The sequence below is a fragment of the Pseudomonas sp. 1176_21 genome (assembly GCF_052850635.1).
On record NZ_VXCV01000013.1, the window covers coordinates 111,417 to 136,139 of the forward strand.

Genomic DNA, 24,723 nt, shown 5'->3' on the forward strand with positions numbered 1-24,723 from the left:
GCGCTCAGGGTTGGCGCTGGCGCAGTTGGCTGACCACCGAACCCAGTGCACGCTCGAACAGCTGGGTGGCATCGAGCAGGCGTACCTGGCCCTGGCTCAACGCCGCGGCAAGCCCCTGCTGCGACCATTCGCGCAGCTTGCGCCCGGTACGGTCGACGAACACGTAGGTGTGGGTGCTGTCGATGATCGCGATCAGCTTGCCGCGCACCGGCTCGTCATCCTCGTCGCGCAGCTCGATCCAGGCCCCCGGGCGCAGGTCGCGCACCTGGTGCAGCGCCGGGTCGTCGTCGGGCAGGCTGGAGCACAGCCCGCCCGCCGCCACCGACTCCGGCCCCAGCAGCACGATGCGATCACGCACCAGCACCCGCTCGATACGCGCCTGGCCGGGGTGCCCTGCCCCTTCCACAGCCTGCAGGTGCAGCGCTTCGAGCTGGGCGAAGAACTCGCTGGTGGCAAAGGGGTCGTAGGCAACCCGGGTCAACCCCTCGCGCAGGGCCTTGAGCAGGCCCGGCACCTGCTCCAGCAGCCGAGCACGGTCGTCGCCTGTGTGTGACTCGACGCTCCAGAGCAACAGGTCCATGTTGGCCAGCGCGTCCTGCCACTGGGTCGAACCCCGCCCATGCTTGAGGCAGGCCAGCAGCAGCACCTGGCTCCAGGCCTGCTCGATCACCCGTACCACGCCTTGCGGCAGGCACTTGCCGAGCAGGCGCAGGTTGAGTTCGCTTTCAACCTGCTGGCGCGCCAGCACGGTGCGTGCCCGGCCCTCTTCGGCATCGCGGGTGCGCTGTTCGAGCAACTCGGTACGGCGGCGCTCATCGGCACTGAAGGCAAGGAACTCGGCCAGCAGCTCGGCGAAGATCTGCGGGTCGTCGGCAAAATCGGTGAGCAGGCGCTGCACGATGGCCTCGACCCGCAGGTACAGCTCGTCGCGCTGCACGTCATCACGCGCGCCCCAGCCCATCGCCACTGCGGCAATCTCGTCGAGCAGGCGGCGCGCCGGGTGGGTGGCGCGGCTGAAGAAGCTCTTGTCGAGCAGCGCCACCTTGAGCATCGGGATCTGCAGGCGTGCGATCAACTGGCGCAGCGAATGCGGCAGGTTGCGATCGCCGAGGATGAAGTCGAAGAGCATGGCGATCAGGTTGATCACATCCTCATCGATCACCTCGACCCTGCGGTACTTGCCGCTTTGCACGCTGGCCCGGGTCAGCAGTTGCTCCAGCTGGTGGCGCAGGTCGAAGTCCTGCACCTCCCCCGCTGCCGGCACGAACTGCTGCAGGTGCGAGAGCAGGCGCAGCAGGTCCTGCCTGCTGATCGGCTGCACCCGGTCATAGGGCTCCAGGCGCGGGGCCACCCTACCGCGCACCGGGGACAACAGCACCTGCAGCGAGGCGAAGGCAGCCTGCGCCCCGGCATCGGCCATCAGCGGGGCTGGCTTGACCTCCGGATCGCCGGCCGGGTGCGCCGGTTCGGCCGCCGGGGTGCGCCAGCCCGGCGCGCTCTTGAGGTCGGGCAGGATCCCGGTGGCGCTCAACAGCTGGTTGGCTTCGCCGTACAACTGGCCGACGTCGCACAGCACGTAACGCTCGAACAGCTTGAGCAGTATCAGCTTGACCTTGATGCCCACGCCCAGGCTGCGCCCGGCCTGCAGAAAGTACTCGCACAGCAGCGCCGGCCCCAGCGGGTTGGCGCGATCGTCCAGGCGCTGGCTGATCAGGCTGTTCATGCGCAGGGTCAGTTGGCCGAGGGCGAAGCCGTCACGCGTGGCCACGCGGGCCACCATCGTCTCCACGGCCTGGGCCCGCTCACGCGCATCGTCGGCCATCAGCGCCTGCCTGTCGTAGCCACGGCGCGCCAACGGCGCGGTCGGATCGTTGCCGGCAATATCGATGAAGGCGTCATAGAACAGGTCGAGGAAGGCACGCTCGATGCTCTTGCGCTTGAGGCGCAGGTCGCGCATCGCTTCGAAGAACAGGCTGCGGTCATGGTTGTCGGCGGCCGTGTCGGCCATTTCGAAGAGCGTGTCGTCGGCGTTGTCGAACAGCCCCTGCAGCGCCTGGCGCAGGTGCTGCGCTGCCTTGTCGCGCACTTGCAGCAGGATGACCGGCAGACGAGCGAACGGCGTGCGTGACGCCTGATCGGTGGCCGCCTTGAACGGCACCACCTTCCCGTCATTGGGCATCCCGGTCTCCTTGCTGGGTTGGCTACGAAGTGGATTGAATGGCTGTCAAAGTCATGACGCCAATTACAAGGCGCGCATTATCTGGCAAAAACGCGCGGCCTGCCAGCGAACTGTGCAGTACGTTTCGGCCAGCCTGTGGATAGACCGCCATGGGGCGCAAATGCTCATTTGCTGCGACCAAAGGCGGATTGCTGCACGCCCGCCCCGGGCTGCCCTATAATCGCGGCCACCTAGCTTGTGGAGCCCACCATGCCGAATCTACGCCTCGCCGACCTGACCGCCGAAATCGAAGCCAACGTGCGCCGTGCGTTGCTCGAGGATGTCGGCAACGGCGACATCACCGCCCAGCTGATTCCTGCCGAGCGCCTGGCCAAGGCCACCATCATTACCCGCGACGACTGCGTGATCAGCGGCACGGCCTGGGTGGACGCGGTGTTTCGTCAGCTCGACCCGCGGGTGGCGGTGCACTGGCAGGTCAAGGACGGCGACCGGGCCACGGCCAATCAGGCACTGTTCCACCTGGAAGGGCCGGCCCGCTCGCTGCTGACCGGCGAGCGCAGCGCGCTGAACTTTTTGCAGCTGCTGTCGGGGGTGGCCACCCATGCGCGGCACCTGGCCGACCTGGTGACCGATACCCAGGTCAAGCTGCTGGATACGCGCAAGACCCTGCCGGGCCTGCGCCTGGCGCAGAAGTACGCAGTGACCTGCGGCGGCTGCCACAATCATCGCATCGGCCTGTACGACGCGTTTCTGATCAAGGAAAACCACATTGCCGCCAGCGGCGGGATTGCCGAAGCGATCGCTGCGGCGCGCCGCATTGCGCCGGGCAAGCCGGTGGAAATCGAGGTGGAGAGCCTGGATGAACTGCAGCAGGCGCTGGAGGCCGGGGCCGACATCGTCATGCTCGACGAGCTGAACCTGGACGAAATGCGCGAGGCGGTGCGCCTCAATGCCGGCAAGGCCAAGCTGGAAGCCAGCGGCGGGATCAGCGAAAGCACGTTGCGCGCAATTGCCGAGACGGGGGTGGACTACATCTCGATCGGGGCAATGACCAAGGATGTGAAGGCAGTGGACCTGTCGATGCGCCTGAGCCTTTGAAAGCATCGCGGGTCAAGCCCGCTCCCACAAGGACAGCAGTGATCCCTGTGGGAGCGGGCTTGACCCGCGAAGGGCTGCGAAGCAGCCCCAACAGTCCTCAGAACGAAGCGTTCTGCAGGCCGTCCAGGTAACGCTCGACATCCAGTGCCGCCATGCAGCCGGCACCGGCCGAGGTGATTGCCTGGCGATACACGTGGTCGGCCACGTCGCCGGCGGCGAATACGCCCTCGATGCTGGTGGCGGTGGCATTGCCGTCACGCCCGCCGTTGACCACCATGTAGCCATCCTTGAGCGCCAGCTGGCCTTCGAACAGCGAGGTGTTGGGGGTGTGACCGATGGCGATGAACACGCCGTCGACCTTCACTTCATCGAAGCTGCCGTCGTTGTTCTTCAGGCGCGCACCGGTCACACCCATGTTGTCGCCCAGCACTTCGTCCAGGGTGGCGTTGAGCTTGAGCTCGATCTTGCCTTCGGCCACGCGGGCGTGCAGCTTGTCGATCAGGATCTTCTCGGCGCGGAAGGTCTCGCGGCGGTGCACCAGGGTCACCTTGCTGGCGATGTTGGCCAGGTACAGGGCTTCCTCGACGGCAGTGTTGCCACCACCGACCACGGCCACCGGCTTGTTGCGGTAGAAGAACCCGTCACAGGTCGCGCAGGCCGAAACGCCCTTGCCCATGAACGCCTCTTCCGACGGCAGGCCCAGGTAGCGCGCGCTGGCGCCGGTGGCGATGATCAGTGCGTCGCAGGTATAGGTGGCGCTGTCGCCCTTGAGGGTGAACGGCTTGTTGGCCAGGTCCACGGCGTTGATGTGGTCGAACACCACTTCGGTCTCGAAACGCTCGGCATGCTCCTGCATGCGCTGCATCAGCGCAGGGCCGGTCAGGCCATGTGCATCGCCCGGCCAGTTGTCGACTTCGGTGGTGGTGGTCAGCTGGCCGCCAGCCTGCATGCCGGTGATCAGCAGCGGCTTGAGGTTGGCACGGGCCGCGTACACGGCGGCGCTGTAACCGGCAGGGCCGGAACCGAGAATGATCACTCGCGAATGACGAACTTCAGACATGAAACGCTCCTGTCGAGCTGGCGAGCCAGCCACATGACGCCGGGGGCACCGGCTGGAATAAAAAAGAACCCGCGAAGCACTTGGGGAAGGCTTTTGGCCGCAGGTTCTGGAAACCGTGAAATTGGTGCGACTGTAACGAGGAGGCAGAGATTAAGGAAATATCCTTAGACAATCCACCTTATAGACGACCTCTATTCACCTGCCGAGCACCGGCCGCTTTGCCTATTAAATGATCGACAGGGTTTTGTTACCGGGGGTTGCGCGCATTTCGCCGCGCTTTCGCCCAGGCGTCAAACTCGGTAAGGTCGGCGCGTTTACCACCGCTCGGAGCCTTTTATGCAAGCCCCTGTCCTGTCTGGCCCCCAATACCTGCGCGAGGGCCTGAAACTGGTCCTGAGCCCGGGCCTGCGCCTGTTCGTACTGCTGCCGCTGGCGGTCAACCTGCTGCTGTTCGTGGGCCTGATCTATTTTGCCGGTCACCAGTTCAGCCTGTGGGTGGACTCGCTGATCCCGACCCTGCCGGGCTGGCTGAGCTTTCTCAACTATGTGCTGTGGCCGCTGTTCGTGGTGCTGGTGGTGCTGATGGTGTTCTTCACCTTCACCATGCTGGCCAACATCATCGCGGCACCGTTCAACGGTTTTCTGGCCGAAAAGGTCGAGGTGGTGGTACGTGGCACCGACCCGTTCCCGGCCTTCAGCTGGGGCGAACTGGCCGCCATGGTGCCGCGCACCCTGAGCCGCGAACTGCGCAAGCTGGGCTACTTCGTGCCGCGCGCCCTGGCGCTGTTCATCCTGTCGTGGATCCCGGTGGTCAACATCGTGGCCGCACCGCTGTGGCTGCTGTTCGGTGTCTGGATGATGGCCATCCAGTACATCGACTACCCGGCAGACAACAACAAGATGAGCTGGCAGGACATGCTCGCCTGGCTGCGTGCCAAGCGCTGGCAGAGCCTGGGCTTTGGCGGCTCGGTGTACCTGGTGCTGCTGATCCCGTTCGTGAACATCGTGATGATGCCTGCCGCCATCGCCGGTGCCACGCTGTTCTGGGTACGCGAACGCGGCTGACGGTTGCCGGGGCGACGGTGGCGACGGTGCAAGGCCGCCGCCACCGCGCCGTCAGGGCGCCAGCTGGTTGGAGAACTGGCCGACCGCGTCCACCACCTTCTGCGCCCCGTCCTGAATCTCGACGATCACCGTACCGGTCTGCCCGGCCAGCGACAGGCCCTCTTCGGCCTGGCGCTTGCTGTTGTCGATGATGTCGACCGCCGCCTTGGCCAACTGGGCGTTCTGCTGCACCACCCGGGCGATTTCCTCGGTGGCGCTGCTGGTGCGCGAGGCCAGTTGCCGCACCTCGTCGGCCACCACCGCAAAACCCCGGCCCTGCTCGCCGGCACGCGCGGCTTCGATGGCCGCATTGAGCGCCAGCAGGTTGGTCTGCCCGGCAATGTCGCTGATGGTCTTGATGATCGAACCGATCACCTGGGACTGCTTGTCCAGCGCCTCGATGCCGTCGGCGGCCTGCTGCATGTACGTCTCCAGGCCACGCATGACCTCGACCGTCTGGGTCACCACCTCGGTGGCGCGACGTGCACTGGAGTCGGTGTCCAGGGACGTGGTGTAGGCGATGTCGGCGGCGTGGGCCACCGCCGCTTCCTGGTTGACCTGGTCGGTGATCACGGTGGCGAACTTGACCACCTTGTACAGCACGTCATGGGCGTCGATGATCGGGTTGTACGACGCCTCCAGCCAGACCACGCGGCCATGGGCATCGATGCGCTTGAAGCGCTCGGCCACGAACTCGCCACGGCGCAGTTTTTCCCAGAACTGCTGGTAATGCGCCGAGTTGTACTCTTCCGGCTCGCAGAACATGCGGTGGTGCTTGCCGCGCACCTGCTCCAGGGAATAGCCCATGGTCTTGAGGAAGCGGTCGTTGGCAGCCAGCACCTCGCCATTGAGGTTGAACTCGATCACTGCCGTGGAGCGCATCAGGGCCTTGATCAGGCTCTCGTGCTCGCGTGACGTCTCGATGGTGCGGGTCAGGTCGCTGGAGTGCAGGGTGAAGTAGCGCAGGCGCCCGTCGCTGCCCTTGACCGGCTGCAGGATCGAGCGCAGCCAGGCTTCCTCGCCGTTGCCGCGCAGCAGGCGAAACGCGCCGTTGAGGTGCTCGCCGCGGTTGATCGCCTGTTTCATGCGCTGGTAGAAATCCAGCGGCTTTACATGCGCCGGCACGATCTCTTCGATGTTGCGGCCCAGCAGCTGCTGGCTGCTGTAGCGCATCTCTTTCTCGAAGTTGCCGTTGACCGCTTCGATACGGCCCTGGGGGTCCAGTTGCAGCACCAGCATCTCGCTGTCCAGGCTGCACTTGACCTGCTCCATGGTCATCAGCTCTTCGCGCAGCCTGGCATTTTCTTGTTTCAGTTTGCTGTTGAACATCACCGCTCCTGGAGCGAAAGTCTCATTCGAATGCAACTTCATCGGCTGGCGATGCGGCATTCTTGAGGCGCCGGCCAAGCTTATTTTCACAGCGCAAAAGCGCCAATGATCGGGCGTCATGTATCCGTCATTTTGCTGTCATCCGGGCGCAATCGGCACCTCGGAAAATCCCCCCATGACCAGTCCCGCCGCCCTGCACATCACCCTTGTCAGCGAAACCTTCCCACCCGAAATCAATGGCGTGGCCAACACCCTTGGCCGCCTGCACGAAGGCCTGCGCCTGCGCGGCCACCGGGTGGAGCTGGTGCGCCCGCGCCAGGCCGGCGATGCCGCCGGCCCTGCGCAGGCCGACCTGCTGTTGTGCCGTGGCTGGCCCCTGCCCGGCTACCCCGGCCTGCAGTGGGGGCAGGTGTCGATGCACAAGCTGCTGCGCCGCTGGCGCCGCGACCGCCCGGACGTGCTGTACATCGCCACCGAGGGGCCACTGGGCCTGAGTGCACTGCGGGCGGCGCGGCGCCTGGGCATCGCGGTGGTCAGCGGCTTTCACACCAACTTCCAGCAGTACTCCGGCCAGTACGGCTTCGGCCTGCTCACGCGGCTGGTCACCCGTTACCTACGTGGCTTCCACCATCGCTGCCACAGCACCCTGGTGCCCAGCGTCAGCCAGCGCCTGGAGCTGCAGCGGCGCGGCTTCGAACGCCTGACCCTGCTGTCGCGCGGGGTCGACAGCAGCCTGTTCAACCCGGCCCGGCGCCGCCAGAGCTTGCGCGACCAGTGGGGCCTTGGGCCCGACGACATCGCCCTGCTGCATGTGGGGCGGCTGGCCACCGAGAAGAACCTGGGCCTGCTCGGCCAGTGCCTGGACACCCTGCGCAAGGCCTACCCCCTGCGCAACCTGCGCCTGATCGTGGTGGGGGACGGCCCGCAGCGCGGCGCACTCGAGCAGCAGTTGCCAGGTGCCGTGTTCTGCGGGGTACAGCGCGGCGAATGCCTGGCCGAACACTACGCCTCGGGGGATATCTTCCTGTTCCCGAGCCTGACCGAAACCTTCGGCAACGTGGTGCTGGAGGCGCTGGCCTCCGGCCTTGGGGTGGTGGCCTACGACGAGGCCGCAGCAGCCCAGCACATTCGTCATGGGCACAGTGGCGCACTGGCCATGCCGGGGGATGCAGAGGCCTTCATCGATGCCGCCAGCTGGCTGCTGGAAGACAGCGAGACCTTGCGCCGGGTGCGCCTCAATGCCCGCCAGCATGCCAGCCGCCAGGGCTGGCCGGCCATCGTCGAACAGTTCGAGGCGCACCTGCGCGGCGCCTGCGAACAGGCACCGGCACCGTCTCAGCGCCGCGTCGATGCGGCGCTGCTGGTCAAGCCAGGCTCGTCAGCGCCTCGCGGCTGAACGGCAGGATGTCCTGCTCGCGCCCCTCACGCACCTTGGCCGCCCACTGGGCATCCACCAGCAAGGCACGCCCTACGGCCACCAGGTCGAACTCCTGGTCGCCCAGGCGCTGCAGCAGTTTCTCCAGGCTGGCCGGTTGCGCCACCTTGTCGGTGTCGACCATGAACTGCAGAAACTCCCCATCCAGGCCCACGCTGCCCACGGTGATGGTGGGCTTGCCGGTGAGCAGGCGGGTCCAGCCAGCCAGGTTCAGGTCCGAGCCTTCGAACTCAGGCTCCCAGAAGCGGCGCGTGGAGCAGTGGAAGATATCCACGCCGGCGTCGGCCAGCGGGCGCAGGAACTCGCCCAGCGCCTCGGCGTTGTCGACCAGGCGGGCGCTGTAGTCCTGCTGCTTCCATTGCGAGAAGCGCAGGATGATCGGAAAGTCCGGGCCTACGGCGGCGCGTACCGCCTGCACCAGCTCGATGGCAAAGCGCGAGCGGCCGGCCAGGTCGCCGCCGTACTCATCGCTGCGCTGGTTGCTCGCAGCCCAGAAGAACTGGTCGATCAGGTAGCCGTGTGCGCCGTGGATCTCGACGCCATCCATGCCGATGGCCTTGGCATCGCGGGCAGCCTGGGCGAACGCCTCGATCACGTCGCGGATGTCGGCATGACTCATGCCGTGCACCACCACCTGGCCATCCTTGAGTTTTTCGCTGGGGCCGTAACCCGGCACGCTGGCGTCCGGCTCGGTACCCAGGCGGCGCACGCTGCCCACGTGCCACAGTTGCGGCACGATCCTGCCGCCTTCGGCGTGTACGGCATCGACGACCTTCTTCCAGCCCGCCAGGGCATCTTCACCATGAAAGCGCGGCACGTTGGGGTAACCGTTGGCGGCCGGGTGGTCGACGGTAGTGCCTTCGGTGATGATCAGGCCGACATCGGCAGCGGCGCGGCGGCGGTAATACTCGACCACCTGCGCATGAGGCACACCGCCGGGGCAGAAGGTTCGGGTCATCGGTGCCATGACCACACGGGTCGGCAGCTCGAGGGCGCCCAGCTTGAAGGGGGTGAACAGGGCTTGAGCAGGCATTCGGCGCTCCTGGGAAAGGGATGGCGCCTGAGCATAGGGCGGGATTGTCGCTGACCCCAGTACTATTGATAGCGGTGATCGGGGTGGATTTTTCGCCGGCAAGGCCGGCTCCTGCATACGACGGTGCATCCATTGCAGGAGCCGGCCTTGCCGGCGAAGGGGCACCTCAGGCCAAGGCTTTCTCGATAGCCTGCACCACCGTGGCATCATCCGGCGCAGTACGCGGCGCAAAGCGCGCCAGCACGCGGCCGTCCTTGCCTACCAGAAACTTCTCGAAGTTCCAGGTGATATCCCCCGGGAACTCGGCGCCTTCACCGGCCAGCAGGCGGTACAGCTGATGCCGCTCCGGGCCGTTGACCTCCAGCTTGCTGCCCAGCGGGAAACTCACCCCGTAGTTCAGGCTGCAGAACTGGGCGATCTCCTGCTCGCTGCCCGGCTCCTGCCCGGCAAACTGGTTGCACGGCAGGCCCAGCACGCTGAAGCCCTTGTCCTTGTACTGCTGGTAGAGATTCTCCAGCGCCGCATATTGCGGGGTCAGGCCACATTTGGAGGCGACATTGACCACCAGCACCACCTGCCCCTTGAACGGCGCCAATGGCAACTCCTGGCCATCCAGCGCCTGCAATTTCAGGTCGTGAAATGCACTCATGACGTACTCCCCTTTCCAGTTCCCGGCCAGTTACCGGCATCGGTCCCGGCTGGCGCAACAAATGCTGCCCACTAAAAAAGCGCCCGGCCAAGCCGTCTGCCTCCAGGGAGAACACGACAGACTTGCCCGGGCGCCTTAGCGACCTTCTGAGCTTAGCGCAGAAATCAGTGCTGATGGCCACCTTCGCCATGCACGTGACCATGGGCGATTTCTTCTTCGCTGGCATCACGCACGGCAACGACCTTGACCTTGAAGTTCAGGCGCTGGCCAGCCAGTGGGTGGTTGCCGTCGACGGTCACGTCGTCGCCGTCCAGGTCACGGATGGTCACGATCTGCATCTGGCCATCAGGCGCGGACGCGTGGAACTGCATGCCCACTTCCAGCTCGTCGACACCTTCGAACATGCTGCGGTTCAGGGTGCTGACCAGTTCGGCCAGGTATTCGCCGTAGGCGTCTTCCGGCTCGATGGCAACGTCCAGCTCGGCGCCGGTATCCTTGCCTTCCAGGGCTTTTTCCAGGCCCGGAATGATGTTGCCTGCACCGTGCAGGTAAACCAGCGGCGCGCCGCCGTTGGAGCTATCGATGACCTCACCAGCGTCGTTGGTCAGAGTATAGTCGATGGAGACAGCCTTGTTGGCGGCGATCGGCATGGGGCGAGACCTTTTGCATAAGAATGTAGAACGAACAAGTGTAACCAACGCATCGCCTGAAAGCGAACGCAACCCGGACAAACGGGAAGCCGCTTTTCCCAGCCGGGTGCTGGGTTTTCATCAGGACGAGCATGGCCACTGGGTGGTCGAACTGTCGTGCGGGCATACCCAGCACCTGCGCCACGAACCGCCGTGGCAGTCGCGTGGCTGGGTGCTGGACGCAGACCTGCGCCAGCAACGAATCGGCCAGCCATTTGCCTGCGGCTGGTGCGCTCAGGGGGTCGATAGCGCTACCCTTGGCAATTGATTCTTTTGCAACAGCTCACTTCGAGAAGCTCGCATGCAGACATTTTTCATCGCGCCGACCGACTTTGGTGTCGGCCTGACCTCCATCAGCCTGGGCCTGGTGCGCACCCTGGAACGCGCCGGACTCAAGGTCGGCTTCTTCAAGCCGATCGCCCAGCCCCACCCCGGCGACACCGGCCCGGAACGCTCCACCGAACTGGTCGCCCGCACCCACGGCCTCAAGCCGCCGCAACCGCTGAGCCTGGCGCATGTGGAACGCATGCTCGGCGATGGCCAGCTGGACGAACTGCTCGAAGAGATCATCACCCTGTACCAGCAGGCCTGCATCGGCAAGGACGTGCTGGTGGTCGAGGGCATGGTGCCGACCCGCCATGCCAGCTACGCCGCACGGGTCAACCTGCACCTGGCCAAGAGCCTGGACGCCGAGGTGATCCTGGTGTCGGCGCCGGAAAACGACGTGCTGGCCGAGCTGTCGGGCCGTGTCGAGCTGCAGGCCCAGCTGTTCGGCGGCCCGCGCGACCCCAAGGTGCTGGGCGTGATCCTCAACAAGGTGCGCAGCGACGAACCGATGGACACCTTCGCCAGCCGCCTGCAGGAGCATTCGCCCCTGCTGCGCAGCGGCGAGTTCCGCCTGCTGGGCTGCATCCCGTTCCAGGCCGGGCTCAACGACCCGCGCACCCGCGACGTGGCCGAGCTGCTCGGTGCCCAGGTACTCAACGCCGGCGACTACGAAACCCGGCGCATGAACAAGATCATCATCTGCGCCCGCACCGTGGCCAACACCGTGCCGCTGCTCAAGCCCGGCACGCTGGTGGTGACCCCGGGTGATCGCGACGACATCATCCTGGCCGTCAGCCTGGCGGCGATCAACGGTGTGCCACTGGCCGGCCTGCTGCTGACCAGCGACAGCAAGCCCGACCCGCGCATCCTCGAACTGTGCCAGGGCGCCCTGCTGGCCGGCCTGCCGGTGCTGTCGGTGAGTACCGGCTCCTACGACACCGCCAACCAGCTGAACCAGTTGAACAAGGAAATCCCGGTGGACGACCGCGAGCGTGCGGAGATCATCACCGACTTCGTGGCCAGCCACCTGGACGCCGACTGGCTCAACCAGCGCTGCGGCACCCCGCGCGAGATGCGCCTGTCGCCTGCGGTGTTCCGCTACCAGCTGATCCAGCGAGCCCAGCAGGCCAACAAGCGCATCGTGCTGCCCGAAGGCGCCGAGCCGATGACCGTGCAGGCCGCCGCCATCTGCCAGGCCCGCGGCATCGCCCGCTGCGTGCTGCTGGCCAGGCCCGAGGACGTACAGGCAGTGGCCCGCGCCCAAGGCATCAGCCTGCCCGAGGGGCTGGAGATTCTGGACCCGGACCTGATTCGCGAGCGCTACGTCGAGCCTATGGTCAGCCTGCGCAAGAGCAAGAGCCTGAACGCGCCGATGGCCGAGCAGCAGCTAGAAGACCCGGTGGTGATCGGCACCATGATGCTGGCCCTGGACGAGGTCGACGGCCTGGTCTCGGGCCTGGTGCACTCCACCGCCAACACCATCCGCCCGGCCCTGCAACTGATCAAGACCGCCCCCGGCTGCAGCCTGGTGTCGTCGGTGTTCTTCATGCTGTTCCCCGAGCAGGTGCTGGTGTATGGCGACTGCGTGATGAACCCGCACCCCACTGCCGGCGAACTGGCCGAAATTGCCCTGCAAAGCGCCGATTCGGCCGAAGCCTTCGGCATTACCCCGCGGGTGGCGATGATCAGCTATTCCAGTGGCGATTCGGCCAGCGGCGAAGAGGTCGAGAAGGTGCGCGAGGCCACCCTGCTGGCCCAGGAAACCCAGCGTGGCCTGCAGATCGATGGGCCGTTGCAGTACGACGCCGCCGCCAACCAGGACATCGCCCGCCAGCTGGCGCCCAACAGCAAGGTGGCCGGACGCGCAACGGTGTTCGTGTTCCCCGACCTGAACACCGGCAACACCACCCACAAGGCCGTGCAGCGCAGCGCCGATTGCGTGAGCCTGGGGCCGATGCTGCAGGGCCTGCGCAAGCCGGTCAACGACCTGCCGCGTGGCGCCCAGGTCGACGACATCGTCTACACCATTGCCCTGACCGCGATTCAGGCCAACCGCTCGCTGGATAACTGACCATGCTCGCTTTTCTGCCCGCGCCCGTGCGCGGAGTCATCGGCTCGCTGCTGCTGGCCGCCAACACCATCCTGTGCTGCACACCGCTGTTCATCGTCAGCCTGTTCAAGCTGTGCCTGCCCTTTGCCGCCGCGCAGCGCGTCACCGACGAACTGATGCGGCACATCCACGAAGCCTGGATCAGCAACAACAAGGGCTGGATGAACCTGGTCGGGCGCACCCGCTGGGACATCGAGGGGCTGGCCGGGCTGGACTACCAGCACAGCTACCTGGTGACCAGCAACCACCAGAGCTGGGTGGACATCATGGTGCTGCAATACGTGCTCAACCGGCGTATCCGACCGCTCAAGTTCTTCCTCAAGCAGGTGCTGATCTGGGTGCCGGTGATCGGCCTGGCCTGGTGGGCGCTGGGCTTTCCGTTCATGAAGCGCTACAGCAAGGCCTATCTGGCCAAACACCCAGAAAAACAGGGCAAGGACCTGCAGACCACACGCCGTACCTGCGCCAGGTTCCGTGGCAAGCCCACGGCGATCTTCAACTTTGCCGAAGGCACGCGTTTCACCCCCGCCAAGCATGCCGAACAGGGTTCGCCGTTCCGGCACCTGCTCAAACCCAAGGCGGGCGGCATTGCCTTCGTGCTGGATGCGATGGGCGAGCAACTGGAGTCGATCATCAACGTGACGATCCATTACCCGCAGGGCACACCGGGCTTCTGGGACCTGCTGTGCGGGCGAGTGGCGCGGGTGGAGGTGACGTTCGAGGCGCTGGCGATTCCCAAGGAATTTCTGGGACGCAGCTACGACCAGGATGAAGCCTACAGGCTGGCGTTCCAGCAGTGGATCAACCGGTTGTGGGAAGAGAAGGATGAACGGCTGGAGCGGATGCGCCAGCAGTGAGCCCTTTGCCGGCAAGGCCGGCTCCTACAACGGCGTGAGCCCCCTGTAGGAGCCAGCATTGCTGGCGAAAAGATTTACTGGTACTGCTGCCCAGGAATCGGCTTGAGGTTCACCTCCACCCGACGGTTCTGCGCACGCCCGTTGGCATCGGCGTTGCTCGCGATCGGCTGGTCCGGGCCCAGGCCACGCGCACTCACGCGCGAAGGGTCGACGCCCTGGGAGGTCAGGTAGGTGCTCACGGCCTGTGCACGACGCTGCGACAGGTCCATGTTGTGCTGGCGACTGCCGGTGCTGTCGGTGAAACCGACCACTTCGATGGTGTTCTGGTTGAACTGCTTGAACGAGTTGGCCAGGTTGTTCAGCGGCGCGTAGAAGCTTGGTGCAATGCTCGCCGAGTCGGTGGCGAAGGTGATGTTGCCCGGCATGATCAGCTTGATCTGGTCGCCTTGGCGCTGCACTTCGACACCGGTGTTGGCCATGCTCTCGCGCAGTGCCGCTTCCTGGCGGTCGGCGTAGTAGCCGTAGCCGGCGGCGGCGGCGCCCACCGCGGCGGCGCCGATCAACGCACCCTTGCCACGGTTGTTGTGGTCGATGGCGGCACCGGCAACGGCACCGGCCAATGCGCCCAGGCCGCCGTACTTGGCGGTCTTGCTCATCCCGGTGGAGCCTTGCGCCTGGCCCTGGTTGTCATAGGGGTTCTGACTGGCGCAGCCAGTCATCAGGGCAGCAGCAGTAGCGACGATAATCAGACGACGCATGGTGAACATGGACAAGCTCCTACAGAATTCGTGTATGCAGCGGACCGACGGCGGTTCCCTGCCAGGCTTGGAACGCGAGCTGCGATAAAAATTCCCTCGGGACAAACTGTAGTCTACTGGCTGCCACGGTAAACCCGAAAAGTGCGAAGCCGGCGGCCCCCCCAAACAAACAGGATGTTCATCACGCGCACCGGTCAGAACCGAGTGCACGTCTGCGCCCTGCAAATTCGACGCTGTTCACCCCATGCGCAGCAACCGGAAACCTCCTACACCCGTTACAAAAATGACGTCAATTAGCCATCACTTCGACGCTTTTTTGCAGTATCCTGCGCCGCGTTTGTAGGAAACAGACGTTCTTTTTGCATAACGAGTGATGGATCACCCTCATGCTCTACCTCTTCCGTCGCCTGGCTTTCGGCCTGGCGCTGCTGCCGTTTTTCGCCTCGGCCGACCCGCTGCAAACCCCAGGCGACCGCGACCTGATCCGCGACCGCCAGGAGCGGCTGCTGCAAGAACAGCGCAAACGCCTGCAGGAGCTGCAAAGCCTCCCAGGCAGGGCTGCGCCCCAGGTGCCAGCCAGCACACCTGAAGACACCCGTTGCTTTACCATCCGTCACATAGTGCTCGAGGGCGCCGAGCACCTGGGCGAGCGCGAGCAGCGCCGTCTGCTCGAACCCTACGAAGGCCAGTGCCTGGGTGTCGGCCAGCTCAATGCGCTGCTCAAGGTGGTCACCGATCACTACCTCAACCGTGGCTACATCACAACCCGCGCCTACCTGCCCCAGCAGGACCTGTCCTCCGGCACCCTGCAGATCACTGTCGTCGAAGGGCGCCTGGACGGCCTGGACAGCTCCAGCCTGGCCAGCCCGCGCGAGCTGGCCATGGCCTTCCCCGGCACCACCGGCGAGGTACTGAACCTGCGCGAACTGGAGCAACTGGTCGACCAGCTGACCCGCCTGCCCTCGCGCCAGGCGCAACTGGAACTGGTGCCGGGCGACGAGGTGGGCAGCAGCCGGGTGCAACTGCAGGGGCAGCGCGACAAGCCCTGGCGCGTGTCGGCCACGCGCAACAATGACGGCGACCGCAGCAGCGGTGAACAGCAGATGGGCCTGGGCCTGGACTGGGACAGCCCACTGGGCCTGGCCGATCAGTTCAGCCTGAGGGCCAATCAGGACGCGGTCAGCGACCACTGGCGCCACTCCGACAGCCAGTACCTGAACTACAGCGTGCCATGGGGCTGGTGGACCTTCACCTACAGCTACAACCAGAGCTACTACCGTACCCGCGACGATTCCAGCGGCTTTCCCTTCAAGCTCGATGGCGACAGCCAGATGCACCAACTGCGCGTCGAGCGCGTGATACACCGCGATGCCCTGAGCAAGACGGCGGTCAACCTCGGCATCAGCCACCTGCGTACCAACAACTACCTGGACGACAGCCTGATCGACGTGTCGAGCACGCGCCTGAGCGAAAGCCAGCTGGGCGTGAACCATGGGCGGCGCATCGGCACCGCCTTCCTCAACCTCGACGCCGGCTGGCAGCAAGGCATCGGCGCCTTCGACGCCCAGGGCGCGGGCGACCCGCACGGCAACGAACCGGTTGCCCGCTACAACAAATACAGCCTGACCCTGAGCTACCTGCAGCCGTTCACCCTGTGGGGCGAAGCCTTCAGCTTCGACAGCCTGGCCACCGGCCAGCGCAGCGAAGACCCGCTCTACAGCCCGCAGCGCATCAGCGTGGGCGGGCTCAACTCGGTACGCGGGTTCAAGCAGCAGACCCTCACCGGCAACAGCGGCGGCTACTGGCGCAACCAGTTGCGCTGGCGTCGCCCGGTGAGCTGGGCGCCCTTGCAGCCCTTCGTGCAGGAGTACGGCGCGGCACTGGCCTACGACGTGGGCGTGATAAAGGGCGACCACAACAACCCCGACACCCATGGCCGCCTGAGCGGCAACGCCGTGGAACTGAACCTGCGCGGGCAGTACTTCGCCGCCAGCGTCAGTTTTGCCCGCTCGTTGCAGCGGCCCGACAGCCTCGAACGTCGTGAACACCCGATCTACGTGCGCATGGACGCGTTCTTCTGACCGGCCCCCCAGCCGATTAACGTGCCCTGATGGAGGGGCACCGATTTTCCGGAGTTTTGACATGGACGCCCGCAGCCCGTTGAACCAGTACCTGGCCCTGATCGTTGCCGGGGTCATGTTCCTCAACCCGATCGTCGCCACCGCCGCGCAGGTTACCGTGGATGCGGCGGCCAAGGCCGGCACCACGGTGGGCGCAGCCGGCAACGGGGTGCCCATCGTCAACATCGCCCGCCCCAACGGCAGCGGGCTGTCGAGCAACACCTTTCGCGACTACAACGTCGGCAAGCAGGGGCTGATCCTCAACAATGCCACCAACAAGACCCAGAGCACCCAGCTCGGCGGCATCATCGTGGGCAACCCCAACCTCAAGGGCCAGGCGGCCAAGGTCATCCTCAACCAGGTGACCGGGGGCAACCGCAGCACCCTGGCGGGCTACACCGAAGTGGCCGGCTCCGCTGCGCGGGTGATCGTGGCCAACCCCCACGGCATCACCTGCAACGGTTGCGGCTTCATCAATACCCCGCGCGCCACGCTGACCACCGGCAAACCGATCATGGACGGCGAACGCCTGGACCGCTTTCAGGTCGATGGCGGCGACATCGCGCTCGAAGGCGCCGGGCTCAATGCCAGCAATGTCGAACAGTTCGACCTGATCACCCGCAGCGCCAAGCTCAACGCCACGTTGCACGCCCAGCAACTGAACATCGTTACCGGACGCAACGACGTCAAGGCCGACAGCCTGCAGGTCACGCCACGGGCGGACGACGGCAGCGGCAAACCCTTGCTGGCCATCGACAGTTCCGCACTGGGTGGCATGTACGCCGGCGCCATCCGCCTGGTGGGCACCGAAAAGGGCGTGGGGGTGAAACTGGCCGGCAACATGGCCTCCACCGCCAGTGACGTGCAGATCGACGTGAACGGCAAGCTGAGCCTGGGCAATGTCACCGCCGAGCGCGACCTGAAAATCGCCGCCCACCAGGTGGAGCTCGAAGGCAAGACCTACGCAGCGCGCAACGCCGAGATTCGTAGCGCCGAGCAACTGGTCAACCGGCAAAGCCTGGCTGCTCGCGAACGCATCGACGTGGCAGCCAGGCAGATCGACAACCGCGGCGTGATCGAAGCCGGTGTCGAAGCCAACAACACCCGCAACAACCGCGGCGACCTGCACCTGGCCAGCCAGGACCTGCGCAACAGCGCCAGCGTGGTTGCCAGCCGCCAACTCGAAGTGACCGCCCGCGCCAACCTGGACAACCAGGGTGGCAGCCTGAAGGGCGCTACCACCACGGTGACCGCCGGCAAGCTGGACAACCGCCAGGGCCAGGTACTGGCCAGCCACACCCTCACGCTCAAGGCCGACACGCTGGACAACCGCGACAAGGGCCTGCTGCATAGCCAGCGCAGCACCGTGGTGCAGGCCAACTCCGGCCTGAACAACCAGGGTGGTCGAGTGATCGGCCTCGACAGCCTGGCCATTGACGCACCGCAGCTGGACAACAGCAACGCAGGATTGCTGGCCAGCAACCGGCAGGTGGTGATTCAAAGCCACGCGCTGAACAACCAGGCCGGCGAGGTTTCCGGCGCACGCAACGAAGTGCGCAGCGCCAGCGTGAACAACCAGGGCGGCAAACTGCTTGGAGGCGACGTGCTGCTGATCGCCAGCGCTGCCATCGACAACCGCCTGGGCCTGATCTCGGCCAGTCAGCACCTGGACATCCAGGGCCTTGGCCTGAACAACAGCAACAAGGGCGCCCTGCTCAGTCAGGGCACGCTGAACACCCGCATCAGCGGCCTGCTGGACAACCGCAACCAGGGCAACGTGGTGAGCGAAGGCGCGCTGCAGGTCACGGCCGGCCAATTGAACAACAGTGGCAGCGGCCTGCTGTCGAGCAAGGCCACACTGACGCTTTCGGGTGAGCGGCTGGACAATCGAGGCGGTGTACTGGTTGCCGATCAGGGGCTGACGGTGGTCGGCGACACCCTCGACAACAGTGGCGGCGGCAAAGCCAGCACCCAGGCCGACCTGGTCGTTGACGTGGGCACGCTGCGCAACCATGACGCCGGCAAGCTGCTCGGCCAGGGCCGCGTGACCCTCGACGCCAAGCACATCGACAACCAGCGCGCCGGGCAGATCGTCGGCAACGATGCGGTGACTATCACCACCCACGACCTGCTCAACCAGCAAGGTGTGGTGTCGAGCATCGGCACGGTGGGCATCGCAGCTACCGGGCAACTGGACAACACCAGCGGCAAGGTCATCGGCGACAGCGGCCTGACCCTCACCGTGCAGCGTCTGCTCAACCAGAGCAAGGGCCTGCTGGCTGGACGCGATGGGGTAGTACTGCGCGGCGCCGAGTTGCTCAACAGCGATGCCGGCCGGGTCAGCAGCCTGGCTTCGGTCGATATCGAACTCAGCGGCACGCTGGACAACAGCGTGGGCGGCGAGCTGGTCAGCGAGGGCCGCCTGAGCCTGAGTGCAGCTCAGTTGGACAACCACAACAAGGGCCTGGTATCGGCCATCGATACCTTGAATGTGGTCAGCCACGGCGCCCTGAACAACCAGGGCGGGACCCTGGTGACCGACGCCGCGTTGTCGATCCGCAGCGCGAACCTGGACAACCGTCATGGCGGCGCAATCAGCGCGGTGGGCGCACTCGAGCTGCGCAGTGGCGGGCTCGACAACCGCGACAAGGGCCGCATCGGCAGCGACACCGGCATCACCCTGCATGGCGCCCAGTTGTACAACGGCGAACAGGGCCGCATCACTTCCAGGGGCAAGATCGAGGCCACCCTCAGCGGGCTGGACCAGCGCGATGGCGGCTACCTGTTCAGCGCAACCGGCATCAGCCTGGACCTGCAGGGCGGCACACTGATCAACCGCGACAAGGGCGTGATCGCCAGCCCCGGCCAACTACTGCTGCGCCAGATCGGCGCGCTGGACAACAGCGCCGGTGGCGAGATATCCAGTGACCTCGGCTACAGCCTGCACACCGATCGCCTGGACAACCAGGGCGGGCGCCTGATCAGCGCCGACAGCCTCATCCTGCGCATCGCCAACGCCCTGGACAACAGCCGCAACGGCGTACTGTCGGCGGGCGCCGGGCTGGATATCGAAGCCGGCAGCCTGAGCAACACCCATGGCGGCACCCTGGCCAGCCGTGGCGACATCGGGCTGACCCTCGAAGGGCTGCTGGCCAACCAGCATCAGGGCACCCTGTCGGCAGGCGGCAATCTGCGCCTGAACAGCGGCGTTTTCGACAACAGCGACCAGGGGCTGGTATCCGCCAACCTGGGCTTGCACATCGACACCGGCACCCTGGACAACAGCCAGGGCGGCCAGTTGATCAGCCAGGGCGATGCACGCATCGACAGCACTACGCTGGATAACCGCAGTGGCGCCATCACCAGCGCCAAAGCCTTGCTGTTGAACAGCACCGACCTGCGCAACGGCGCCTACGCCAACGCCCTGCCCGGTGGCCGCATCAGCAGTGACGCCAACCTCACGATCACTGCCCGCCACCTGGACAATGGCCCGCGCGGCGAACTCTCGGCCAAGGGCGACCTGCGCCTGAGCGTACAGCGACTGATCCAGCAGCAAGGCCGCCTGATCGGCGAACAGGCCGTGCACCTGAACCTGCAAGGCGGCACGCTGGACAACCAGGGCGGGCTGATTCACGCCCGCGGCCCGCTGACCTTCGAGCACCTGGGGCTGGTCGACAACAGCAATGGCGGTGAGATATCCAGCGAGCAGGCATTCAGCCTGCTCGCCACGCAACTCGACAACCAGCACAAGGGCCGCCTCATCAGCGCCGGCACATTGCAGGTCGAGGCCACCAGCATCGACAACAGCAACGCGGGGCTTGTCTCGGGCCTGCAGGGCCTTGAGGTCAGGGGCACTACGCTGGACAACCGCGGCGCCGGCACCCTCTCCAGCCAACATGGCCGCCTCGACGTGCACCTTGAAGACACCCTGGACAACCGCGACCAGGGCGCACTGGTCAGCCTTGGCAGGCAGCAGATCACTGCCACGCGCCTGGATAACCGACACGGCATCATCGCCGGCGAAGCCGATGTGACCCTGAGCATCGACGGCCGGCTCGACAACAGCCAGGGTGGCCTGATCGCGGCCACCCAAACCCTGAGCCTGAACCGTACCAGCAGCGTGATCGACAACAGCGGCGGCCAGCTCAATGGCCAGCGCCTGGAAATCGACGGCAAGCAGCTGAACAACCAGAACGGCCAGGTGACCAGCCAGGGCGCACTGCGCGTCACCCTGCTCGGCGCGCTGCTCAACACCCAGGGCGCACGCCTGGCCAGTGGCGGCGACCTGCTGCTAAACAGCGCCAACCTCGACAATCGCGGCGGCAGGCTGGTCAGTCAGGCCTTGCTGCGCATCGACGCCGACAGCCTGAACAACAGCGCTGGCGGCACACTGGCCAGCCAGCAGAACCTGGTATTACGTCTGAAGGGCGACCTGCTCAACCAGCAGGACGGCCTGGTATTCAGCGAACGCGGCAGCCTCGACATCCAGGCCCAGGCCCTCGACAACCAGGCGGCGAGCCTCAAGGCCCAGGGCAATATCCTGCTGCGCCTGGGCGACGACCTGCGCAATCAGGGCGGGCGCGTGGACAGCGTGGCCGGCAACCTCGATATCCACAGCACCCACCTGAACAACAGCGCCGGCGGCATGCTCAATAGCAGCCAGGGCCGGCTCACGCTGGTCAGCGGCCTGCTCGACAACAATGCTGGCACCCTCCAGGCCCAGACGCTGGACCTCGAGGCCCGCGACGGCCTGCACAACCGCAAGGGTTTCATCTCTGCCTTGTCCGGCGACAACCGCATCGCCACCGCCACATTCGACAACCAGGGCGGCGGGCTGTATGCCGCAGGATGGCTGGGTGTGAACGCCGGGCAGTTCCTCAACCAGGCCGGCAAGGTGGGTGCCGGGCGCATCGACTTCGACCTGTCGGGCCTGCTCGACAACCAACTGGGCCAGCTCGAGAGCGAGGCTGACCTGGCCCTGCGCAGCCAGACGCTGAACAACGCCAATGGCAGCCTGCGCGCGCTGGGGCGCAGCGGCACCACCCTGATCAGCACCCGCGAGACGTTCAACAACAACGCTGGCCTGCTGGAAACCGCCAACCAGCACCTGGACCTGCAAGTCGCCGGCCTGAGCAACAACAGCGGGCAGTTGCTGCACACCGGTAGCGGCAACTTCGGCCTGGCCGCCGACAAGGTGATGCGTGCGGGCGGCCTGCTGTACACCAACGGCCTGCTCGACATCAAGGCCGCCAACTGGACCAACAGCAGCGTATTGCAGGCCGCGCGCCTGAACCTGGACATCGGCCAGTTCACCCAGACCGCGAGCGGCAAGCTGCTGGCGGCGCAGAGTTTCACCGGCAAGGGGGTCAATTGGCGCAACGACGGCCTGCTGGCCAGCGACGGCAGTTTGCGACTCGACATCACCGGCACCTACAACGGCACCGGGCGCACCACCAGCCTGGGCAACCTGACCCTGAACGCGGCCAGCATCGACCTTGCCAGCACCAGCACCCTTACCGGGGGCGCCACCAGCGTGGTGAGCGCCACCAACACCTTGACCAACCGCGGGCGGATCACCTCGGCGGGCAATCTGACCGCCACGGCCGGCACGCTCGACAACTACGCCACCCTGGGCAGCGCCACGGCCTTGCGCATCAATGCCGACACCCTGCGCAACGACCGCGGGCTGATCTTCAGCGGCAACGATATGACGCTGCGGGTAGGCACCTTCACCAACACCTATGCCGACCTGTACAGCCTCGGCGGGCTGAGCATCGCCCGTGATGACCGAGGTACCCGCGCCACGCACGTGGAGAACATTTCCGGCAGCCTGGAAAGCGCCGGCAACATGAGCCTGCTGGCCGACACCCTGATCAATCGCAAGGACAAGCTCACGGTCCGGACCGAACGGGTATCGGGGAGCATCAACACCTATGCCGACGACCATTGCAAGGGCAAGGGCTGCGAGTTCCAGTTCACCGCCGTCGAGATCTCCCACGATGTCATCGACCAGGACAGCCAGGCCGCATCGATCACCACAGGTGGCAGCCTGACGTTCAGCGGCAACGAGTTCAGCAACCGTTACAGCAGCGTCTCTGCCGCCCGCAACATCAGCATCGACACTGCCGTACTCAACAACGTTGGCGTGAGCGGTGGCGTGCAGCGCAACTTGAACGGCAGTTTCTACAGCCGTAACCGGTCGCACTATTCCGGCTTCATGCAAAAGAAGAACGCGTTCAACCAGTCCGGCGTACCCGGCATGGAAACCCTGGACCAATTCCTGGCCGCCGGCGGCTACCCCGGCAAAGGCGTATACAGGTTGAGCGACAACCGCACGCCCATCGCTGGCGCCGTGGTCTCCCCTGCCGTCATCCAGGCTGCGGGCGCCGTCACCATCAACGCCACCGAGCGCATCGACAACAGTGTGGTGCGCGCCAATGCCAGCGGGGTCGGCGGCATCGGCCAACGCGGTGCCAATGCCGACAAGGCCACCGCGCAAACCTCGGTACGTGCCGTTACCTCGCAGTTGCCGCCCGACCTGGCACAGCGCCAGGTCAACCCGGTCACGCTGCCAAGCTTCAGCCTGCCGCAGGGCGAGCATGGCCTGTTCCGCCTTAGCGGGCAGACCGGCCAGACAGCCCAGGCCAGCGGTGCACTGGCCGCAGGTGCCGACCTGACTCAGCACGGGCAAGCCGGCACGCTGGGCAGCCTGGCCAACACTGCCACCGGCAACGCCGGCCAGGGTCACTGGGCAGGCCCTGACGCACAGGCTGCCAGCGTTGCCGGGCAAACCGGTACGGGCCTGGACGGCCTGCCGGCAGGCGTGAAGCTGGTACAGGGCGTGCCAACCCCGGCAACTGCCAGCCAGCCGCACAAGTACCTGGTGGAAACCAACCCGGTGCTCACCGACCTGAAGAAATTCCTCAGTTCCGACTACCTGCTGGGCAGCCTCGACATCGACCCCGACGCCACCAAGAAGCGCCTGGGCGACGGCCTGTACGAACAGCGCCTGATCCGCGAAGCGGTAGTGGAGCGCACCGGGCAGCGCTTGATCGCCGGGCTGGACAGCGACGAGGCGATGTTCCGCTACCTGATGGACAACGCCATTGCCAGCAAGGATGCGCTGAGCCTGAGCGTAGGCGTGTCGCTGAGTGCCGAGCAGGTGGCCGCCCTCACCCACGACATCGTGTGGATGGAAACCATCGAGGTCAACGGCGAGCAGGTGCTGGCCCCGGTGCTCTACCTGGCCCAGTCCGAAGGACGCCTGGCGCCCAACGGCGCGTTGATCCAGGGGCGCGATGTCAGCCTGATCAGCGGCGGCGAGCTGAACAACGTCGGCACCCTGCGCGCCAGCAACAACCTTTCCGTCACCGCCGGCAACATCGACAACAGCGGCCTGATGGAAGCCGGCCAGCGCCTCGACCTGCTGGCCACCGATTCCATCCGCAACAGCGCCGGCGGCAACCTCAAGGGCCGCGACGTGAGCCTGTTGGCCCTGACCGGCGATGTCATCAACGAGCGCAGCGTCACCCGCCTGGACGATCGTGTCGGCGGCGAGCACGTGGTGCAGAACATCGTCAACAATGCGGCGCGCATCGAGGCTGCCAACGACCTGACCCTCTCGGCCGGTCGCGACATCGGCTTTGTCGGTGGCGTGGCCACCGCCGGCGGCAACATTGCGCTGAGCGCCGAGCGCGACCTCTACATCGCCAGCCAGCAAGTCACCGACAGCCACGAGTACCAGCGTCGCCGCGTCAGCGGCTACGACAGCACCACCACCCAGTACGTCAGCCAAGTGCAGGCTGGCGGCAGCTTCAGTGCCTCGGCCGGGCTAGACCTGTCGGTCATCGCCAGCGAGATCGAGGCACGTCGCGACATCGCCCTGGATGCTGGGCGCGACGTGTTCATCGCTGCTGCGGCAGACGAAGACCATGCCTATTCCAAAGGCAAAAAAGGCAACACCAAAACCGAGAAA

15 protein-coding genes and 1 pseudogene are annotated in these 24,723 nt (G+C 65.7%); 8 read left to right on the forward strand and 8 right to left on the reverse strand.

Going from position 1 to position 24,723, the window contains the following annotated elements; translation table 11 throughout:
• Positions 1-4 precede the first annotated feature (4 nt).
• Entirely contained in the window at positions 5-2,179 is a 2,175-nt protein-coding gene (locus FW760_RS23320) for a DUF1631 domain-containing protein (protein ID WP_275730551.1), read from the reverse strand.
• Between the two features lie 249 nt (positions 2,180-2,428).
• On the opposite strand from FW760_RS23320, the gene nadC reads away from it, so the two are divergent.
• Positions 2,429-3,277 carry a carboxylating nicotinate-nucleotide diphosphorylase gene (nadC, locus tag FW760_RS23325; protein WP_043864379.1) on the forward strand — a complete coding sequence of 283 codons (849 nt, stop codon included), beginning with the start codon at positions 2,429-2,431 and terminating at the stop codon, positions 3,275-3,277.
• A gap of 97 nt (positions 3,278-3,374) precedes the next feature.
• Here nadC and trxB read toward each other — a convergent pair whose 3' ends face one another.
• Positions 3,375-4,337, reverse strand: coding sequence for a thioredoxin-disulfide reductase (gene trxB, locus FW760_RS23330; protein WP_043864378.1), 963 nt, complete (start codon positions 4,335-4,337; stop codon positions 3,375-3,377).
• Positions 4,338-4,673: 336 nt separating this feature from the next.
• On the opposite strand from trxB, the gene cysZ reads away from it, so the two are divergent.
• Positions 4,674-5,402 carry a sulfate transporter CysZ gene (cysZ, locus tag FW760_RS23335; RefSeq protein WP_054916276.1) on the forward strand — a complete coding sequence of 243 codons (729 nt, stop codon included), beginning with the start codon at positions 4,674-4,676 and terminating at the stop codon, positions 5,400-5,402.
• A 51-nt stretch (positions 5,403-5,453) separates the two neighbouring features.
• Here cysZ and FW760_RS23340 read toward each other — a convergent pair whose 3' ends face one another.
• Both FW760_RS23340 and FW760_RS23345 read right to left on the reverse strand, forming a co-directional pair.
• Complete coding sequence (locus tag FW760_RS23340; protein WP_373870459.1) at positions 5,454-5,885, reverse strand: methyl-accepting chemotaxis protein; 432 nt, start codon at positions 5,883-5,885, stop codon at positions 5,454-5,456.
• 111 nt (positions 5,886-5,996) lie between these two features.
• A pseudogene (locus FW760_RS23345) lies at positions 5,997-6,890 on the reverse strand (PAS domain-containing protein); the annotation flags it as partial.
• A 55-nt stretch (positions 6,891-6,945) separates the two neighbouring features.
• Here FW760_RS23345 and FW760_RS23350 point away from each other — a divergent pair.
• Entirely contained in the window at positions 6,946-8,166 is a 1,221-nt protein-coding gene (locus FW760_RS23350) for a glycosyltransferase family 4 protein (protein ID WP_123752897.1), read from the forward strand.
• On the opposite strand, the gene FW760_RS23355 is transcribed toward FW760_RS23350, so the two are convergent.
• From FW760_RS23355 to FW760_RS23365, 3 genes are all read right to left on the reverse strand, one after another.
• Complete coding sequence (locus FW760_RS23355) at positions 8,135-9,238, reverse strand: NADH:flavin oxidoreductase (protein WP_088515278.1); 1,104 nt, start codon at positions 9,236-9,238, stop codon at positions 8,135-8,137. The genes FW760_RS23350 and FW760_RS23355 overlap by 32 nt on opposite strands.
• 166 nt (positions 9,239-9,404) lie before the next feature.
• Positions 9,405-9,887 carry a glutathione peroxidase gene (locus FW760_RS23360; RefSeq protein WP_254997853.1) on the reverse strand — a complete coding sequence of 161 codons (483 nt, stop codon included), beginning with the start codon at positions 9,885-9,887 and terminating at the stop codon, positions 9,405-9,407.
• Between the two features lie 164 nt (positions 9,888-10,051).
• The gene (locus tag FW760_RS23365; RefSeq protein WP_043864372.1) at positions 10,052-10,537 is read right to left on the reverse strand and encodes an FKBP-type peptidyl-prolyl cis-trans isomerase; all 486 of its coding nucleotides are present in this window, start codon (positions 10,535-10,537) and stop codon (positions 10,052-10,054) included.
• On the opposite strand from FW760_RS23365, the gene FW760_RS23370 reads away from it, so the two are divergent.
• The 3 genes from FW760_RS23370 to FW760_RS23380 are packed head-to-tail and all read left to right on the forward strand — an operon-like array spanning position 10,536 to position 13,870.
• Positions 10,536-10,844, forward strand: coding sequence for a DUF3565 domain-containing protein (locus FW760_RS23370; protein ID WP_043864371.1), 309 nt, complete (start codon positions 10,536-10,538; stop codon positions 10,842-10,844). The genes FW760_RS23365 and FW760_RS23370 overlap by 2 nt on opposite strands.
• A 33-nt stretch (positions 10,845-10,877) precedes the next feature.
• Positions 10,878-12,974 carry a phosphate acetyltransferase gene (gene pta, locus FW760_RS23375; protein WP_043864370.1) on the forward strand — a complete coding sequence of 699 codons (2,097 nt, stop codon included), beginning with the start codon at positions 10,878-10,880 and terminating at the stop codon, positions 12,972-12,974.
• 2 nt (positions 12,975-12,976) lie between these two features.
• Positions 12,977-13,870 carry an acyltransferase gene (locus FW760_RS23380; RefSeq protein WP_054916274.1) on the forward strand — a complete coding sequence of 298 codons (894 nt, stop codon included), beginning with the start codon at positions 12,977-12,979 and terminating at the stop codon, positions 13,868-13,870.
• A gap of 74 nt (positions 13,871-13,944) precedes the next feature.
• Here FW760_RS23380 and FW760_RS23385 read toward each other — a convergent pair whose 3' ends face one another.
• Positions 13,945-14,637 (reverse strand): OmpA family protein, encoded by a 693-nt coding sequence (locus FW760_RS23385; RefSeq protein ID WP_043864368.1) that lies wholly within the window; start codon positions 14,635-14,637, stop codon positions 13,945-13,947.
• Between the two features lie 377 nt (positions 14,638-15,014).
• Between FW760_RS23385 and FW760_RS23390 the strand changes: the two genes are divergently transcribed.
• Positions 15,015-16,709, forward strand: a complete 1,695-nt coding sequence (locus tag FW760_RS23390) for a ShlB/FhaC/HecB family hemolysin secretion/activation protein (protein ID WP_446444027.1) — start codon at positions 15,015-15,017, stop codon at positions 16,707-16,709.
• Between the two features lie 61 nt (positions 16,710-16,770).
• On the forward strand, positions 16,771-24,723 hold a 7,953-nt coding region (locus FW760_RS23395; RefSeq protein ID WP_446444028.1), incomplete at its 3' end, for a two-partner secretion domain-containing protein.

Coding starts and splice junctions, on each gene's coding strand:
- FW760_RS23320 (WP_275730551.1), bottom strand. CDS start 2,179: ATGCCCAATGACGGGAAGGTGGTGCCGTTCAAGGCGGCCACCGATCAG.
- nadC (WP_043864379.1), top strand. CDS start 2,429: ATGCCGAATCTACGCCTCGCCGACCTGACCGCCGAAATCGAAGCCAAC.
- trxB (WP_043864378.1), bottom strand. CDS start 4,337: ATGTCTGAAGTTCGTCATTCGCGAGTGATCATTCTCGGTTCCGGCCCT.
- cysZ (WP_054916276.1), top strand. CDS start 4,674: ATGCAAGCCCCTGTCCTGTCTGGCCCCCAATACCTGCGCGAGGGCCTG.
- FW760_RS23340 (WP_373870459.1), bottom strand. CDS start 5,885: ATGCGTGGCCTGGAGACGTACATGCAGCAGGCCGCCGACGGCATCGAG.
- FW760_RS23350 (WP_123752897.1), top strand. CDS start 6,946: ATGACCAGTCCCGCCGCCCTGCACATCACCCTTGTCAGCGAAACCTTC.
- FW760_RS23355 (WP_088515278.1), bottom strand. CDS start 9,238: ATGCCTGCTCAAGCCCTGTTCACCCCCTTCAAGCTGGGCGCCCTCGAG.
- FW760_RS23360 (WP_254997853.1), bottom strand. CDS start 9,887: ATGAGTGCATTTCACGACCTGAAATTGCAGGCGCTGGATGGCCAGGAG.
- FW760_RS23370 (WP_043864371.1), top strand. CDS start 10,536: ATGGGGCGAGACCTTTTGCATAAGAATGTAGAACGAACAAGTGTAACC.
- FW760_RS23365 (WP_043864372.1), bottom strand. CDS start 10,537: ATGCCGATCGCCGCCAACAAGGCTGTCTCCATCGACTATACTCTGACC.
- pta (WP_043864370.1), top strand. CDS start 10,878: ATGCAGACATTTTTCATCGCGCCGACCGACTTTGGTGTCGGCCTGACC.
- FW760_RS23380 (WP_054916274.1), top strand. CDS start 12,977: ATGCTCGCTTTTCTGCCCGCGCCCGTGCGCGGAGTCATCGGCTCGCTG.
- FW760_RS23385 (WP_043864368.1), bottom strand. CDS start 14,637: ATGTTCACCATGCGTCGTCTGATTATCGTCGCTACTGCTGCTGCCCTG.
- FW760_RS23390 (WP_446444027.1), top strand. CDS start 15,015: ATGCTCTACCTCTTCCGTCGCCTGGCTTTCGGCCTGGCGCTGCTGCCG.